8 protein-coding genes are annotated in these 17,260 nt (G+C 42.9%); 6 read left to right on the top strand and 2 right to left on the bottom strand.

The features are described 5' to 3' along the window. Window positions 1-196 precede the first annotated feature (196 nt). The 3 genes from scfA to MKY52_RS05725 all read left to right on the top strand — a co-directional run bounded on the left by scfA (window position 197) and on the right by MKY52_RS05725 (window position 8,256). Window positions 197-346, top strand: coding sequence for a six-cysteine ranthipeptide SCIFF (gene scfA / locus MKY52_RS05735; protein WP_076098734.1), 150 nt, complete (start codon window positions 197-199; stop codon window positions 344-346). A 122-nt stretch (window positions 347-468) separates the two neighbouring features. Next, window positions 469-1,863, top strand: a complete 1,395-nt coding sequence (gene scfB, locus MKY52_RS05730; RefSeq protein WP_341050365.1) for a thioether cross-link-forming SCIFF peptide maturase — start codon at window positions 469-471, stop codon at window positions 1,861-1,863. 390 nt (window positions 1,864-2,253) lie between these two features. Next, window positions 2,254-8,256 carry an S-layer homology domain-containing protein gene (locus MKY52_RS05725; RefSeq protein ID WP_341050363.1) on the top strand — a complete coding sequence of 2,001 codons (6,003 nt, stop codon included), beginning with the start codon at window positions 2,254-2,256 and terminating at the stop codon, window positions 8,254-8,256. A 694-nt stretch (window positions 8,257-8,950) separates the two neighbouring features. On the opposite strand, the gene MKY52_RS05720 is transcribed toward MKY52_RS05725, so the two are convergent. Both MKY52_RS05720 and MKY52_RS05715 read right to left on the bottom strand, forming a co-directional pair. Beyond that, window positions 8,951-10,111: a hypothetical protein gene (locus MKY52_RS05720; protein WP_341050361.1), complete on the bottom strand. Its 1,161-nt coding sequence runs from the start codon at window positions 10,109-10,111 to the stop codon at window positions 8,951-8,953. A gap of 13 nt (window positions 10,112-10,124) precedes the next feature. Further along, a complete protein-coding gene (locus MKY52_RS05715; protein WP_341050360.1) occupies window positions 10,125-10,583 on the bottom strand; it encodes a hypothetical protein in 459 nt (152 codons plus the stop codon). Between the two features lie 342 nt (window positions 10,584-10,925). Here MKY52_RS05715 and MKY52_RS05710 point away from each other — a divergent pair, with 342 nt between their 5' ends. From MKY52_RS05710 to MKY52_RS05700, 3 genes are all read left to right on the top strand, one after another. After that, window positions 10,926-12,395, top strand: a complete 1,470-nt coding sequence (locus MKY52_RS05710; RefSeq protein WP_341050358.1) for a type I restriction-modification system subunit M — start codon at window positions 10,926-10,928, stop codon at window positions 12,393-12,395. Then, window positions 12,388-13,575 carry a restriction endonuclease subunit S gene (locus MKY52_RS05705; RefSeq protein ID WP_341050355.1) on the top strand — a complete coding sequence of 396 codons (1,188 nt, stop codon included), beginning with the start codon at window positions 12,388-12,390 and terminating at the stop codon, window positions 13,573-13,575. The genes MKY52_RS05710 and MKY52_RS05705 overlap by 8 nt, the downstream gene beginning before the upstream one ends. 75 nt (window positions 13,576-13,650) lie before the next feature. Then, entirely contained in the window at window positions 13,651-16,998 is a 3,348-nt protein-coding gene (locus MKY52_RS05700) for a DEAD/DEAH box helicase family protein (protein ID WP_341050354.1), read from the top strand. Window positions 16,999-17,260 lie beyond the last annotated feature (262 nt).

Here is a 17,260-nt window from a genome sequence, read left to right as displayed (position 1 = left end):
ACTCTGGTTCCCGCTACCGCATCTTACGATCACAAGTACGAAGACTGCAGCGTAATTAGCGTTGATGCTTATGTTCAAGCTCTCTCTGCTCTGCTAGGTGACGGGAATCATAGACGTACTTGCGTGATGTTGCTACGATGTTCCATGGAAATTAAGTGAAAGTGATCACAAGAAATTACAGAAGGAGTTATTTATCGTGAAAAGAATCGTAACACTGAGCACCCGCAAACTGATGGATACCGCAAAACACGGCGGATGCGGCGCATGCCAGACCTCTTGCCAATCCGCTTGTAAAACTTCCTGCGGCGTTGCAAACCAGAAGTGTGAAAATGCAATGAACAGATAGGATTCGGAATTTTACCGCCCATTGCTCTGCTGATGGGCGGCTATTTTTAAGAAATGGACGCTTCCTCTAAAGGATGGCAAAGCCGTTTCTACTTGTGTGCAAAAGGAGCTTGATTAGTAAGTATGATTCATCAATATAAACTAAACGGATACAATATCGTGCTCGATACCTACAGTGGCTCGGTGCATGTTGTTGATGACCTAGCATATGAAATTATAGCGGATTATGAGAAAACTTCTGCCGAAAAAATCGTGACAACGCTGTTGGATAAATATAAAGATGATTCCAGCATTTCCGAGAGCGACATTCGAGAAACCATCGCGGATATCGAGGAACTTAAAAATGATGGACAGCTCTTTACAAAAGATGAGTATGAGAACCTCTCGCTCGATTTAAAAAAACGGAAAACTTATGTTAAGGCACTCTGCCTCAATGTTGCGCATACCTGTAATTTGTCATGCGACTATTGCTTCGCTAGCCAGGGGAAATACAACGGAGATAGGGCAATCATGAGCTATGAGGTTGGACAAAAAGCTATCGATTACCTGCTTGAAAATTCGGGTCATCATCGAAACCTGGACATCGACTTTTTCGGCGGGGAACCGCTCTTGGCTTGGAAAGTGGTTAAACAGATCGTAGCTTATGCAAGAAGCAAAGAACAAGAATACAAAAAGAAGTTCCGCTTCACCTTCACGACGAACGGGATGTTACTGAACGATGAGGTCACCGAGTTTTTAAATCAGGAAATGTACAATGTCGTATTAAGCCTGGATGGAAGAAAAGAGGTTCATGACCGACTTCGCCAAACGGTTAACGGAAAAGGCAGCTATGATCATATTGTTCCGAAGTTCAAGGAATTCGTTCGTAAGCGCGGGGACCAAGAGTACTATGTTCGAGGAACTTACACTCGTAACAATGTCGATTTCACCAACGATATATTTCATATCGCAGATCTTGGTTTTGACAAAATCTCTATGGAACCAGTCATCTGTGATCCAAAGGAACCCTATGCACTTACCGAGGAGGACCTGCCGGAGATATACAACCAGTACGAAATTCTCGCCAAGGAAATGATCGGGCGTGGTGAACAAGGCAAGGGGTTTATCTTTTATCATTACATGCTTGACCTCTCCGAAGGACCTTGTATCCAGAAGAGAATTACTGGCTGTGGTTCAGGGACGGAATATCTTGCTGTCACCCCCTGGGGAGAACTTTTTCCTTGCCACCAGTTCGTAGGGGATGAAGAGTACAGCATGGGAAACCTCTGGGATGGCATCACACAACCAGAGCTGCAATGTCAATTTAAAGAGAGCAACTGCTACTCGAAGCCGGAATGCAAGGACTGCTGGGCTAAACTCTACTGCAGCGGTGGTTGTCCTGCCAATGCACTGCACGCGACGGGTTCCCTCGTCGGAACCTATGACTTCAGCTGTGACGTCTTCCGCAAGAGGGTCGAATGTTCCATGATGGTGAAGGTTGATGAATCTATTAGAGCGATGGAAGGGCAATCTAGCTAGTTAACGTAACGGACGAATAAACTATAACCGAGAAATAGACACTTTTAAATAAAGTGCCTTTCTCGGTTTTTTTTGTATTAACTAGAACTATGATCATAGATCGTCTTTTCCATCGGCAATCAGGATGAGGAATTCAAAACATAACGGCCTAATCTGTTTAATAGACAGAGAGGGCTTTTTTAATATGCAAATCTATGATTTTTCTTTGATCACAAATATATATGACTAAAGTCATATTAATTTCGTGATTTAACGTATTTTTTTGTCGAAAAATAAACTATTTTCTAAGAAATGTCGATATAATAGGATAGAAATCTTCTTTTCTGTAGTAACTGCAATTACGGAAGCGTTAACAATTATATGAATAGTCATTCGACAAGGAGGAAAGCAATGTTAAAAAAGTTAGGCAAGATTGGATTGGCTTTTATATTAGTCATTGGACTGCTACCGATGATTTCACTCCGGGCATACGCTGCCATCCCCTCATTCACCAAAACGGTGGACTTTCCCATTCAGACTCCAGTTACAAACGCCTCGGGTAAGAATGTTTCTGATGTTGATGTTCTTCCTGACGGAAGTACCGCAGTAGTGTTGAACACATTCGCTTATCAAGGCAATTCCTATGTTTATTCTTATTTTTTAAAGATTTTTGACCGCACGGGAGCACTTAGATCAGATGTTGATCTGAGTAGTCTAATGGATACCTATTACAAAATGATTGATGTGAATATGCTTGCGCTAAGTGATGGAAGGATTCTGATTACTTACCATAAAAGCGACAGCGGCGATAACAATTTGCAATTGGGAACCGTTAGGGAGAGTACTCCCAATGCCTATTTCATGGTGCTAAACCAGTCAGGACAAAAGGTGGTCGGTCAGACACAGATTAATACATACTCTGCCGCCAGTACCCCGGCACTCACGCGCTTTGTCTCTATAACGGAATTGTCTGACGGCAATATAGCTTTTTCCTGGCAACGGAACGACAATATTAGCACGGCTACGCGTGTGTTCACTGTTGAGGGTAACCCAGTTTCGGGAGAAACACTTCTGGTTTCCCATAATGCGAGCATGTCTAATGTATCCGCTGGAGACGGTGTATATATGGTTGCTTACAATTCAGGAGTAGGACCCCAGACGGATACTGTTTATCTGAAAATATTCAGTAATAGTGGGACTCTGTTAAATACGATTAATAAAGGAATAAGAACGGATGAAAAACAGCTGTTTCTATCCACGTTGAACAACGGGAATTTCATGTTCAGCCAATATAACTATAGAAACGACTCATCAACGGTTTCTTTATATGATAAGAACGGTACGAGTAAGGGTGATTTTACAGTAAGTGGCTCTCTAGGCGAATCTTCGGCTGCTATTTATAGGGATGGTGCAAATCCGGGCTTTGTAACCGTAAGTATGGATCCCACTTCTACCAATGCCATCAATGATGCGTACAACAACTTTAAAGAATGGTCGGGAACGCAGTATGCTTACCTGAATTATTATGACAATGACGGTAACTTAGTCTTTACATCGGATCAGCCGGTGGATTCCGCTCCGGTGGCTATGCAGGGTTTCAATGAAGCCACTTGGATGTACGCTGTGGAATATTATCCAAGCTTCAAATTGTATCCCACCTTTGGTGACAAGCTTGTCTTGGTGACAACCGATAATACGGATGCTGATCATTATAGAATAACCGCTAAAATATTTGAGACGGGAGCTCCGGCACCAGCGGCTATCATTGACTATGCGGCTGAGCAACTGACCGGACTGACGCCAAACAGCGCCTACTCGGTTAACAACGGTACAGCGGTAACGGTGACAGCGGATGGTAAGCTGGCTATAGACAGCAGCTGGTTGGGAACGTCAGTGAGCATCGTGAAGAAAGGCGATGGCTCGTCGACAACGGATAGCCCGGCACAAACGCTGACTATTCCATTCCGTCCAGGGGCACCGACTGGTGTAACGGCGACGAATGAAACGGCGATAAGTGCTAACGATGGTACATTGACTAACGTAACAACTGCGATGGAGTACAAGAAGGGTGTGGCGGGTACTTGGACGAATATTTCAGGTGCAACCGTAACGAGACTTGATCCGGACATGTACTATGTCCGGACAAAAGCGACGGTGACGGCGTTTGCGTCAGAAGCGAAGAGCGTGACGGTGGCTACGTTTGTGGCAACACCGGAAGTGACACCGGCAGCCATCATTGATTATACGGCAGAGCAGTTAACCGGTCTGGTGCCAAACGGCTCGTATACGGTGAACGGTACGGCAGTAACAGCGACAACAGATGGTAAGCTGGCCATTAACAGTGGTTGGTTGGATACGTCGCTGAGCATCGTGAAAAAAGGCAATGCCTCGACGACATTGGATAGCGCGGCGCAGACGCTAAGCATTCCGCCACGTGCAGAGGCGCCGACTGGTGTGATAGCGACGGATGAAACGGAGATTAGTGCTAACAATGGTACATTGACGAACGTGACAACCGAGATGGAATTCAAGAAAGGTACAGCAGGTGTATGGACGAGTGTAGCAGGTGTAACCGTAACGGGACTTGATCCGGACACGTATTATGTGCGGACGAAAGCGACGACTACGGCATTTGCTTCAGAAGCGAAGATCGTGACGGTGGCTACGTTTGTGCCAACGCCGGAAGCGGCACCGGTAGCCACCATTGATTATGCGGCTGAGCAGTTAACAGGTTTAACGGCAAGCGGCTCGTACACGGTAAACGGGGCTTCGCTAACAGCGACAGCTGATGGCAAGCTAGCTATTGATAGCATTTGGTTGGGGACGTCATTGAGCATCGTGAAGAAGGGCAATAGTTCTACGACAACGGATAGCACAGCGCAGACGCTAAGCATTCCGATCCGTCCAGGGGCGCCGATAGGTGTAACGGCGACAGACGAAACGGCGATAAATGCTAACAATGGTACATTGACGAACGTGACAACGGAGATGGAATACAAGAAGGGTATGGCAGGTGCTTGGAAGGATGTGACGGGTGTAACCGTAACGGAACTAACTCCAGACACGTACCATGTGCGGACAAAAGCGACGGCAACGGCATTTGCGTCAGCTTCAGTGCAAGTGGCGGTGGTTGCTTTTGTAGCAACACCGGAAGTGGTGCCCTCAGCCGTTATTGATTATTCGACTGAACAACTGACAGGCCTCACGCCGAATGGCTCGTACACAGTAAACGGGGATTTGGTAACAGCAACAACTGATGGAAAATTAGCAATTGGTGGCAGTTGGTTGGGAACGTCGCTGAGTATTGTGCAGAAAGGCAATGGCTCGACGACAACGGATAGTGCGGCGCAGACGTTAAGCATTCCGTCCCGTTCAGGGGTGCCGACTGGTGTAACGGCGACGGATGAAACGGCTATAAATGCCAACGATGGCAAATTGAAGAACGTAACAACTGCGATGGAATATAAGAAGGGCACAGCAGGGGCATGGACGGATGTGTCAGGCACAACCGTGACAGAACTTACTCCGGACACGTATTATGTCCGGACGAAAGCGACTGTGACAGCATTTGCTTCAGAAGCGAAGAGCGTGACGGTAGCTACGTTCGTGCCAACGCCGGAAGCAACACCGACAGCCATCATTGACTATGCGGCAGAGCAGTTGACAGGCTTGACGCCAAGTGGCTTGTACACGGTAAATGGTTCAGCGGTTACAGCGACAGCAGATGGTAAGCTGGCCATTAATAGTAGTTGGATAGGAACATCGCTAAGCATCGTGAAGAAGGGCAACAGCTCGACGACAACGGATAGCGCGGTGCAGACGCTAAGCATTCCGTCCCGTTCAGTGGCGCCGATTGGTGTGACAGCAACGGGTGAAACGGGATTGAACACAAACGATGGTACGCTCATCAATGTTACTACTGCAATGGAATACAAGAAAGGTACAGCAGGTGCATGGACAGATGTACCTGGTACAAGCGTGACGGGGCTTACTCCAGACACGTATTATGTGCGGACGAAAGCAACAGCGACGGCATTTACCTCAGCTTCGGTGCAAGTGACGGTATCGGCATTCACGAAAATGCCAGAAGCGACGCCAGCGGCCGTCATCGACTATGCTACTGAACAGTTGGCAGGCCTGACGCCAAGTGGCTCATACATGGTAAACGATACAGCGATTACGGTGCCAGTAGATGGCAAGCTGGAAATTGATAGCAGCTGGTTGGGAACGTCACTGAGCATCCTTAAGAAAGGTGACGGTTCAACAACTACGGACAGTGCGGTACAGACGTTAAGCATTCCATCTCGTGCAGCGGCTCCGGTAGGAGTGACTGTTACGGATGTAACGTACAATGGAGCTAATAACGGCACCATTCAGAATCTGACAGTCCAAATGGAATACAAAATAGGCAGCACGGGTCTTTGGACAGAAGTTACAGACACAATGATTACTGACCTTGCGCCGAACACGTATTATGTTCGGGAAAAGGCAACGGCAACAGCATTCGCTTCTATTGCTGCTCAGATTACTGTTCATGACTCGAATGCGGTCATCCCGTCCGCGCCTGAAGTCACGGCTGATGATCTGAACAATACGATTGTTGGTCTGGACACAAGTATGGAATTTTCAGTGGACGACGGACCTTACGTACGGTACGACGGAACTAACTTTCCAGACTTGAGTGGTGAGCACATCGTTAAGGTACGGGTGGTAGCTAGCGGGTCCGTTCCAGCGGGACCGGCAACTACGCTGACCTTTACAATTAATATGCTTAACCCTGCGGGTGGCTTGAACGTGATTGCCATCGATCCAAGTGGCTCGGCAAATAACGGCTATACGCAAATCACCGTTACGCCTGCACTGGCTGAAGGACATAAGCTCTTTTATAAGAACTTTAGCGCTGGTAGCATCGTCGTACCAAATGTGGGAGATGTCCTGATTGGATACACGCTTGTAGGCATTGAAGGATTGGTTCCTGCGGCCAATGGGGATACGATTGGGATTGCAGAGGTAGATGCTGACGGTAAAGTGGTGAAATACGGTAGTGCAACAGCAGCTGTGGTGGCTGATACCGTAATACCTGGTACTGATCCGGTCAGCCCAGGAACCGGAAGCAACTCGAATAGCGGAACAACCCCCGGTAATGCGAACACAGTCGTAACCGATGTGATCGTTCTTGTTAACGGTAAGGAAGAGAATGCGGGTAAAGCAACAACAACGGCCTTAGGGAACGTGGCAACAACTATTATCGTCGTCGACCCAGCTAAACTCCAAGCGAAGCTGGATGCGGAAGGTAAAGGGGCGGTGGTGACCGTTCCTGTGACGCTGGATTCCAACATCATCGTCGCTGAGTTAAATGGTCAAATAATTAAGAACATGGAGAACGCATCGGCTACCCTAGTGTTTCAGACAAGCAAAGGTACTTATACTTTGCCAGCCGACGAAATCTACATCGATGCGTTAGCTGAGAAACTTGGAAATGGCTTGAAGCTGGAAGATATCAAACTAAAGATTACAATCAGTGAGACCTCAGCATCCATGAACCAGGTAGTGGCGGGTGCGGCAAGTAGAGGTGGCTTCACACTCGTTGCACCGTCACTAGATTTCACTGTTACCGCTACTTACGGTACATCGACAGTGGAAGTGAGTCAGTTCAATGCATACGTGGAGCGGATAGTTGCACTTCCAGGTGGTATTGCTCCGAATCGGATTACGACTGGAGTCGTTGTGGAGCCAGATGGCACAGTGCGCCATGTACCGACCAAGTTCGTACTGAAGGACGGCAAATACTACGCAGTTATTAAGAGTGTGACGAACAGTTCGTATTCGGTGGTCTGGCATCCGCTGACTTTTGCGGATGTGGACAATCATTGGGCGAAGGACGCAGTGAACGATATGGGATCTCGTCTGGTGATTAATGGATTGAACCAAACGACGTTTAACCCGAATGCTGATATCACCCGAGCGGAGTTCGCGGCGATCATCGTACGCGGTCTGGGACTGAAGCTTGGGGAAGGGAAGACAGCATTTGCGGATGTACCAGCGAATAGCTGGTATGCAGGTGCTGTTGAAACGGCATCCGAGTACGGTCTGATCACCGGTTTTGAGAATGGGACATTCCAGCCGAATGCTCCAATCACTCGCGAGCAAGCCATGAACATTATCGCTAAGGCGATGAAGTTAACCGGCCTTGCGGACCAGACTGGCACAGTGGATGCGACAAGCATACTTGCTGCCTTTACAGATGCAGGCAACATAGGTGTCTGGGCTAAGGATAGTTTGGCGCTTGCAGCCAAAGCTGGCTTGATTAGCGGCCGTGGCGATAATAAGCTGGAGGCAAAGGCTAATGTTACCCGTGCGGAAGTGGCAGTACTGATTCAGCGGTTGTTGCAGAAGTCGGGGCTTATTGATTAGATCGAAATGAGTAATGGAAGAGCGGCGATTCAGAGATAGAGCTGAATCCGCTCTTTTTTGTGGTTGGGATGGGACATTTTCTGGTCTATCATTGGAGAATTGCTATGTTTGGAATTGGAGTAACTATTATGTATAGAAGTAATGACGGAGTTACGGTTCGGATTTTTTTTATAGATCTGACTGAGGGAAGTGGAAGTATAGGGAATATAGTTACTTTAAGATTATCGGCTAGAGTTTAAATTACATATTACTTCGAAACTAAGGATAGGAAAAAAGAGCCAGACTGCAATTTAAACTGTATCCTATCGAGTGACATTTTTAAAAAGTCTCTCGGTAGGGTATTTTTGCTTATAACAAAGAAGATAGGGAAGAGGAATGGTATGAGCAAGAAAATATTCGCAGATAAAGAAATCAAGCAGTTATCTAAATCCTTATGTATTGTATATTTTCTGCCGCGCTATAGCTTTGAGCGGTTTTGTCATGTAGCATGTTGATTCGGACACTCAACTTGTAATATTAAAATTTTGGATTAATCAGGGAATTAGTTTAAACACTTATGCTTTGTTGTTATTAAAGTGATCTCGATTCAAGTTTAGAACAGTTGTTAATACAGCTACATCAGGTAGTGCCATCGTTTTTAGTTGGAAATAGAAATAAAAAGATTAAAACCCTCTCTGAAAGAGAGGGTAAACTGTTATTCTTTATACAAAATCTTTGATAGAAAGAAATTGTATTTCTTTATCGGTTCATTTAGTTTTTCATCGTTTTTATTCTTTGTATCGTTTAATTTATTTTTTAAGTACTCGTTTTGAACATTATCAATTGCCTTTAATCCATCATCGTTGGAGATGTCCGCTAGAATTTCGTACATTTCCTCTAGTCGACTATTTAACTCGGTTTCTTCTTTGAATGTTTTTTCTTGGCGTTGTTTTAACTTATATTCGTCTAAATGGAATTTTATTTCCTTCATTAATGGTAATGCAACACTAATGCCAACCAAAATCTCAACAACATAGGGACTATTATGTGAAAACTGCTTTAAATCTAAAAATCTACTATCCCTCTTTGTTTTATTAATGTGATTAACACAAAGTATTTGTATTTTGTTTGAATCAGGGAAGTAGATACCAACAACAGGTCGAGAATTACTCTTAAATTCTTGGAAAAATGAATTGAAATACTTAGACTCTAATTTGCTGTAGTTCTCTTTCTTCAAAAGGGAGTAATCTTTTTCAGAAAAACTGTGCTGTAATAATGCTATTTCAAATTGGTCATTTTGATAATTTTTTACTTTTGAGACGACTATATCGTAAGCTTTTTCAATTTCAACTATTTTATCTTTAATGTTTAACTGACTTAGAATGGAATATGCTAACTCTTTCATTTGAATTAGTTTCTCTAATGTTCCAACGTCACTTTGTTGATTTACATAGGACTTCAGACTTTTTTTAGTAATTCTTTTATGAGTTAATTTATATATGATTTCATTTAAAGTTCTAAAGAAATGAAATATAATATTAACAGCATGGATATGTCCATTTGGAAATAAACTAACTGGTTTTCCAAGATGATAAAGTTGTTTAATTCCTCTTGTTGTATTTAAATCAATGATATCTAACTTAGAATATGTAATGTTAATATTAAAAGAATCATCAAGTACAAAAATGTTTTCTGCTTGGATACCAGAGTTTAGTGCTTTAGATATAGAAATTAATAGTTCATTTTTATAGTAATTGCTAGAAAATTGATTAATGAAATGAGAAATCTCCCACGGGCTCAGTAATTCATCGTTTTGCCGGGTAAAGGTGATATCCAATCTCTTCTCTAAATTTGCATTAATTGTTTCTTGGAACACTTAAACCCCTCCTTCAACTCTTCTTATGCTCTCTAATAGAGTCTACTTTCTCTAGAATTTCTTTAACTTTCACGTTTACTGCACTTTGTTTTTCCGACTCTAGTAGTTTCTTTAACTGTTTTAGGTTTCTATCTCCAGAAAATAAAGTCAGAAAGCTAAATGCAATACCAAATAATAAGAATGTATCATTGTCAATTATTTTAACTAAGTCTTGTATAGCTCCTATATTGTAAATTAAAGGGACTAGGGTAAAAGAAAGTATACTTAGAAGTAAAAGTATGTTTTTAAGCAAAAGACTAAAACTTTTTTTGTTTTGTATTTCTTTTAAGGGATCATCAATATATCCTACCAAAGACATAAAAAATACACTTAATGAAAAGCCAAAGACATAGGGTTCTGTAATTTTTGCTATTCCTAAGATTTTTAATATCGCAGCTGCTAATAAAGATAACCCCAGAAATAACCTTAACAATATCATCACCTCAATTTGTTTACTAGAAGTATGGAACTTAACAAAAAAGTAATATCGATTTACAATATCATAATTTTTCCATTTGGGATATTATAAAAACTAAATTTGGGGAGTTACAGCGAAAGTTCTACATGTAGTCGTTCATCATAAATCTATAATGATTATAAGTAGAGAGGTTTGTAATAATGATAACTTTGATTTTCAAGGTTCATCTTTTTATAGATCTGACTGAGGGCAACCGTAGTATAGGGAACCTAGATACTTTGATTGAGAATATAGGTGTATAATATAGGGAGTATTATCGAATAAAGAGTGATTATGGAATAGAATGGAGCAATATGGATGCTAACAGGAGAAGTTCGCAATAAGGTTGATAAAATATGGTCTGATATATGGGCGGGTGGGATCAGTAATCCTTTAACGGTTATTGAACAGCTTACCTACTTAATGTTTATCCGTTCTCTCGATGAGAAGGAATTGGAGAATGAGAGTTTTGAAGCTTTAAGCGGTGAAGCCATGCCGAAGATTTTCCCACAGGACGAAGAGGGACAAGAACTGCGTTGGAGTAAATTCAAAACCAAAGATGCCCGGATCATTTATGATATTGTCGGCACAAAGGTATTCCCTTTTATCAAAGCAATGAATGGAACGAACATGACAGCATTTTCGCGTTATATGCAGGATGCCATGTTTCTGGTTCCAACACCTCAGGTATTGCAAAAGATGATTACAGGTCTTGATGAACTGTATGAACATGATATTAAAAACTTGGATATGCAAGGTGATCTTTACGAGTACATGCTAGGCAAGCTGGCTTCGGCTGGACAAAACGGTCAGTTCAGAACACCCAAGCATATTCGCGACTTGATGGTCCATTTGCTTGCGCCCACCCCTAATGATAAGATCGTTGACCCGGCTTGCGGTACAGCCGGCTTTCTTGTCTCTTCTGCCGAATATATTCGTGAAAAATATGAAGCGGAAATGACCAGTGAGCAGTGGGAGCATTTCGCAGGTGAGATGTTCTCTGGGTTTGACACCGACAGAACGATGCTTCGCCTGTCTGCCATGAACCTGATGCTCCATTCGATTAGCCAGCCGAATATAGATTATGTGGATAGTGTCTCCAGACAGAATAATACTGCATCTGCTTATGATATTGTACTTGCTAATCCTCCGTTTACTGGAACCGTAGACATTGAGAGTATCAATGATAACTTAAGAACAGTTACAGATACCAAAAAAACGGAGCTTTTATTCGTAGCTCTCTTCTTGCGCATTCTTCGTAAAGGCGGACGCTGCGCTTGTATCGTGCCGGACGGCGTTCTGTTTGGTTCGACCAAGGCGCATAAATCACTTCGCAAAGAGCTGGTAGAGAATCATCAGCTTCAGGGGGTGATCTCCATGCCAAGCGGTGTGTTCAAACCCTATGCAGGCGTTAGCACCGCAATTCTCTTGTTTACCAAAACAGGTGCAGGCGGCACGGATAAAGTATGGTTTTACGATATGAAGGCAGACGGGTACTCACTGGATGACAAACGTTCCCCTATTGCGGCTAACGATATTCCGGATATCATTGCCCGTTATCATAATCTTGAAGGCGAAGCAGACCGCCAGCCGAAAGAGCCAAGCTTCCTAGTGGATAAGTCTGCAATTGAAGCGAATGACTATGATCTATCTATTAATAGATATAAAGAAGTTGTATATGAAAAGGTAGAGTACGACAAGCCGGAAGTAATCATGACTCGATTAGATGAGTTGAACCTTAATATTGTCTCCAAGATGGAGGAATTGAGGGGGCTGCTGGGTGAGTAAGTGGGAAAAGGTTAAGTTGGGTGATATAGGTGATTTTAAGAGTGGTGGGACCCCTACAAGAAGTAAACCGGAATATTTTGAAGGGGAGATCCCTTGGATTACAACCACTTCTCTTGGCAAAACATTTATTGATGAAGATGATGCAACCACATATATTTCACAGGAAGCTGTATTTAATAGTGCAACAAAGTTAATCTCGAAAAATTCAATTATGATAGGGACTAGGGTCGGAGTAGGGAAAGTCTCAATCAATACAGTGCCTATGTGCACCAGCCAAGATATTATCTCAATTGAGAATATTAATGAGGAACATTTTTACAAGCCTTATATTCTCCATAGCATAAATAGCTACAATCGATATTTTGATACTCAAAAGCGGGGGGCAACAATCCAAGGGATTAATAGCGGTGTACTAAAATCAATTGATATTCCCAAACCGCCGCTCGGAACTCAAAAGCAAATTGCCAAAACATTAGACACCGCCGCAGAACTGCTTGCCATGCGTAAACATCAGCTTTCAGAGCTGGACAATCTGATCAAAGCTACCTTTTATGAAATGTTTGGTGATCCCGTTGCTAATGATAAAGGTTGGAGTATGCCTCTTGTCGAGGATACTGTTTCTAAAGAGAAAAATGCTATAAAAGCAGGGCCGTTTGGATCTGCATTAAAGAAAGAATTTTATGTTGAACAAGGTTACAAAATTTATGGACAAGAACAGGTAATAAAAGATGACCCAAACTTTGGAGACTATTATATTTCTGAGAGTAAGTATAAGGAACTAGAGAACTGTGCTATACAAGAAAACGATGTATTAATCAGCCTAGTTGGAACTTATGGTAAATTGATTATTATTCCGAAAGAATTCGAGAAGGGAATAATTAATCCACGGTTGATGAAAATAACGTTCGATAAAGAAATTGTGAACACAACTTATTTTAAATATTATTTTGTTTCCGATAGCCTTAAAAATAGATTGTCTGAGGTGTCAAGAGGTGGAACTATGGATATTCTGAATGTGGGGATTGTTAGAAAACTTGCTATTCCAATTCCACCACTAGAACTCCAAAGTCAATTCGCGACTATAGTAAATAAAATAGAAAAACAAAAATCCCTCGTGAAAAAGGCCATTGAAGAGACACAGCACCTCTTCGACAGCCTAATGAGCGAGTACTTCGAATAACGAGCTATAGCTTATCCTAATCATTTTTCATTATTCAATTAATCTCCACCACATTCTACCCGTGAGGTGAATCCAATGCCTGCTAATTTTGAATTCTTACAGGGACAAACGGAATATAAGTTATTTGCTACAGCTTCCATTGAAGCGGAGAGGGTGCTTGCCACCTCTCCGGCAATGGCGGCGGTAGGTAGTCGTAAGGCTTTTGAGCTTGCTGTGAAATGGGTTTACGCTGCTGATAACACCATTACCATGCCGTATAAGGACAATTTGCAGGCATTGATTCATGAACCTACTTTTAAATTTGCGATGGACAACCAGACTTGGGGCAAGCTTTCTTATATTATCAAGCTGGGGAACCTTGCGGTACATACGGATAAGGCGATCAGTAGCAGTGATGCAGTGTTGTCACTGGCCGCTTTATTTGAATTCGTGCAGTGGATTGATTATTGCTATGGTGCTAACTATGAAGAACGCCATTTCGCAGAGAGTAATATTCCTGTAGAGAAGGTAATTCTGGATGAAGCCAAGATCAAAGAGAAAGACAGCTTAATCGAGCAAAAGGAATCTGAAATAGAAGCTCTGCGTGCCCAGATCGCGGCGATGAGTGACAAGCTTACCGCAGATAAAGAGCAGCATCAGGAAGAGCGTCATTTTACCCCTGAGGATATCTCGGAGTTCCGCACTCGAAAGAAATACATAGATGTAGACCTGAAGCTACTTGGCTGGACAATCGGTGGTGATGTAAGAGAAGAAGTAGAACTGTACGGGATGCCTAATAATGAGGGAAAAGGATATGCCGACTATGTGCTTTATGGCAAGGATGGCTTGCCTCTGGCGATCATTGAAGCAAAGCGTACATCCAAGGATCCGAAGGTCGGAACCCATCAGGCCAAGCTGTATGCAGATTGTCTGGAGCAAATGACCGGCAGACGACCCATGATGTTCACTACCAACGGATTCGAAACCAATCTGTGGGATGACATTACCTCTCCACAGCGTAAGGTAAGCGGTGTGTTCTCCAAGTCAGATTTGCAGAAGCTGATGAATCGGCGGAAGGAACGCAAGGTTTTGGATGAAATGGTTATTGATGATAACATCACAGACCGTTACTACCAGAAAGAAGCGATTCGTGCGGTATGCGAGAATATTGGGACAGGTCATAGACGGTCTTTGCTGGTTATGGCGACAGGAACCGGGAAGACAAGAACAGCCTCCAGTCTAACCGATGTGTTATCTCGTGGTGGATATGTGACCAACATCCTATTTTTGGCCGACAGAAAAGCCTTGGTCAAACAAGCGAAGGACGACTTTAAGAACTACCTACCGGATATGTCTCTTTGTAATCTGCTTAGCAATAAGGATGATAAGACGGCTCGTATTGTTTTTTCCACCTATCCAACGATGCTGAATGCTATCGATAGCGCTAAAAGCGATGACGGTAAGCGTTTATTTACTCCTGCTCACTTCGACTTAATTATCGTGGACGAAGCACACCGGAGTATATTCAAGAAATTCCGTACCATATTTGAATATTTTGACGGCATTATTGTAGGGCTGACAGCGACACCCAAGACGGAAGTGGATCGTAATACCTATGATTTCTTCGAGATGGAGAGCGGTGTGCCGACCTATGCTTATCCTTACGAGACAGCTGTAGAGATCGACCGCGTTCTGGTGCCTTATCATAATATTGAAGTTACGACGAAGTTTCTGGAGCAGGGCATCACGTATGAGACTCTTTCTGAGGATGATAAGGCGCGATATGAAGAGGATTTTACAGATGATGATGGCGAGATGCCCGAATTCATCCCCTCTCCAGCAATCAACGATTTTATTTTTAATCAGGCAACTGTGGATCGAGTGCTGGAGGATCTAATGACTCAGGGTATTAAAGTGTCAGGAGGAGACCGACTGGGAAAAACGATTATTTTTGCGCAAACCAAAAAACATGCACAGTACATCGTAGATCGATTTAATAAACTGTATCCTCAATATAAAGGCGATTTTTCCCAGCGCATTGTATCGGGGGATAATTACACGCAAAGCTTGATTGAAGATTTCAAAATACCCGACAAAAGTCCTTATATCGCCGTAACGGTAGATATGCTGGATACAGGTATAGATGTGCCGGAAATCGTCAATCTGGTGTTCTTCAAGCGGATTCGTTCCAAAACCAAGTTCTGGCAGATGATAGGCCGTGGGACAAGGCTTCGTAAAGATCTATTTGGAGAGGGAGAGGACAAGACACTTTTTGTTATTTTTGATTATTTAGGTAACTTTGAGTTCTTCCGTCAACATAAGGAGGGATTGCAGGGGAATGAAGCGCACAGCTTGTCTGAAGCTATTTATGCAAAGCGGGTCCGGTTAATTCATCATATGCAGCAGTCTATCTTTATAGATGAACCCTATCAATTGATTCGTGCTGATTTGATAGAAATAGTAATAGGACAAATTCAAGCCCTTAATACGGAATTAATATCTGTAAAAATGCAGCTGCAATATATAGAGAAGTATAAACATAATGCGGCTTTTGTCTGCCTACTGGAGCAGGATCAATCCAATCTGATTAAGTATCTCTCGCCTATTGTTTACATGGATGATGTAGATGAGCATGCCAAACGTTTTGATAATTTGATATATGGTCTAATGCTTGCACAGGTTGAGGAATCGCCTCAATACAAGAAGGGAAAGAAGCAACTGATAGAGGTAGCTACCACCCTATTGCAGCGTGCAACTATACCGCAGGTTAGACAAAAATTGACGATTATCCAAACCATAGGTACGGACGAGTTCTGGGAAAGCGCTAATATACTGAATTTTGAAAAAGTACGTACAGAGCTACGTAGTCTCATTAAATTTATCGTGGATGAAGGCGGCAGGAATCCGATTTATACCAACCTCGCCGATGAGGTTCTTGAAGTCCACGAGGGGAAAGCAATGTATGAGGCCTATACCTTTGAGGATTATAAGCTCAAGGTCAACCGCTATATTGAGAAGAACCGGGACAATCTTGTGATTCACAAGCTCCGAAATAATATTCCGTTAACGGCGCTGGACTATGAAGCCTTGGAGAAAATCTTTACAGGCGAACTTGGCACGGCAGAGGATTATCAGCGAGAATTTAAGGACACTCCGTTTGGCTTGCTGGTGCGCAAAATTGCCAAGCTGGAATATGAGGCGGCAACGGCTGCTTTTTCGGAATTTATCAATGATCAGTCGCTGAGTCAGGGGCAGATTGTCTTTGTTAAAAAGGTAATTGATTATATAGTTCAGAACGGTTATATCGACAATGTGTCTGAACTGATTAAGCCGCCCTTTGACAAGCCGCAGAGTTTCATCAAGCTATTTGACGGGATGAAGCAACGAAGACTTGTAGAGATGGTTACGCAGATTAAAGAGAATGCGGTTAGGGTTATCGGGTAGAGTTAAATTTCACATCATTTGAAGTGGACACATCGTATAAAGTTTGTTCCCATTGTCTACTCGACACATGTGGAATACTGCTCACTGTTAGTTTTGGATGAAAAATTAAAGGAGAAGTAACGGTATTGAGCTCTTCTAAGGAGTGCTTTTTATTTTTACTGTAACTGCGATCGCTTTCATAAAATGTCATTTAGGTTACAGTAGTAACCTAAAGACAGAGTCCTGTTAATTTTTCCAATACGATAATACATTAGAGTTTATA

It is taken from the genome of Paenibacillus sp. FSL P4-0184, assembly GCF_038004625.1.
Classification (GTDB): domain Bacteria; phylum Bacillota; class Bacilli; order Paenibacillales; family Paenibacillaceae; genus Paenibacillus_AQ.
The sequence above is the reverse complement of the archived record's forward strand: the minus strand, read 5'-3'. Positions and strand labels throughout refer to the sequence as shown.

What these genes read in the sequence shown, in the direction of transcription:
- scfB (WP_341050365.1), top strand. Translation starts at nt 469, where the DNA reads ATGATTCATCAATATAAACTAAACGGATACAATATCGTGCTCGATACC.
- MKY52_RS05725 (WP_341050363.1), top strand. Translation starts at nt 2,254, where the DNA reads ATGTTAAAAAAGTTAGGCAAGATTGGATTGGCTTTTATATTAGTCATT.
- MKY52_RS05710 (WP_341050358.1), top strand. Translation starts at nt 10,926, where the DNA reads ATGCTAACAGGAGAAGTTCGCAATAAGGTTGATAAAATATGGTCTGAT.
- MKY52_RS05700 (WP_341050354.1), top strand. Translation starts at nt 13,651, where the DNA reads ATGCCTGCTAATTTTGAATTCTTACAGGGACAAACGGAATATAAGTTA.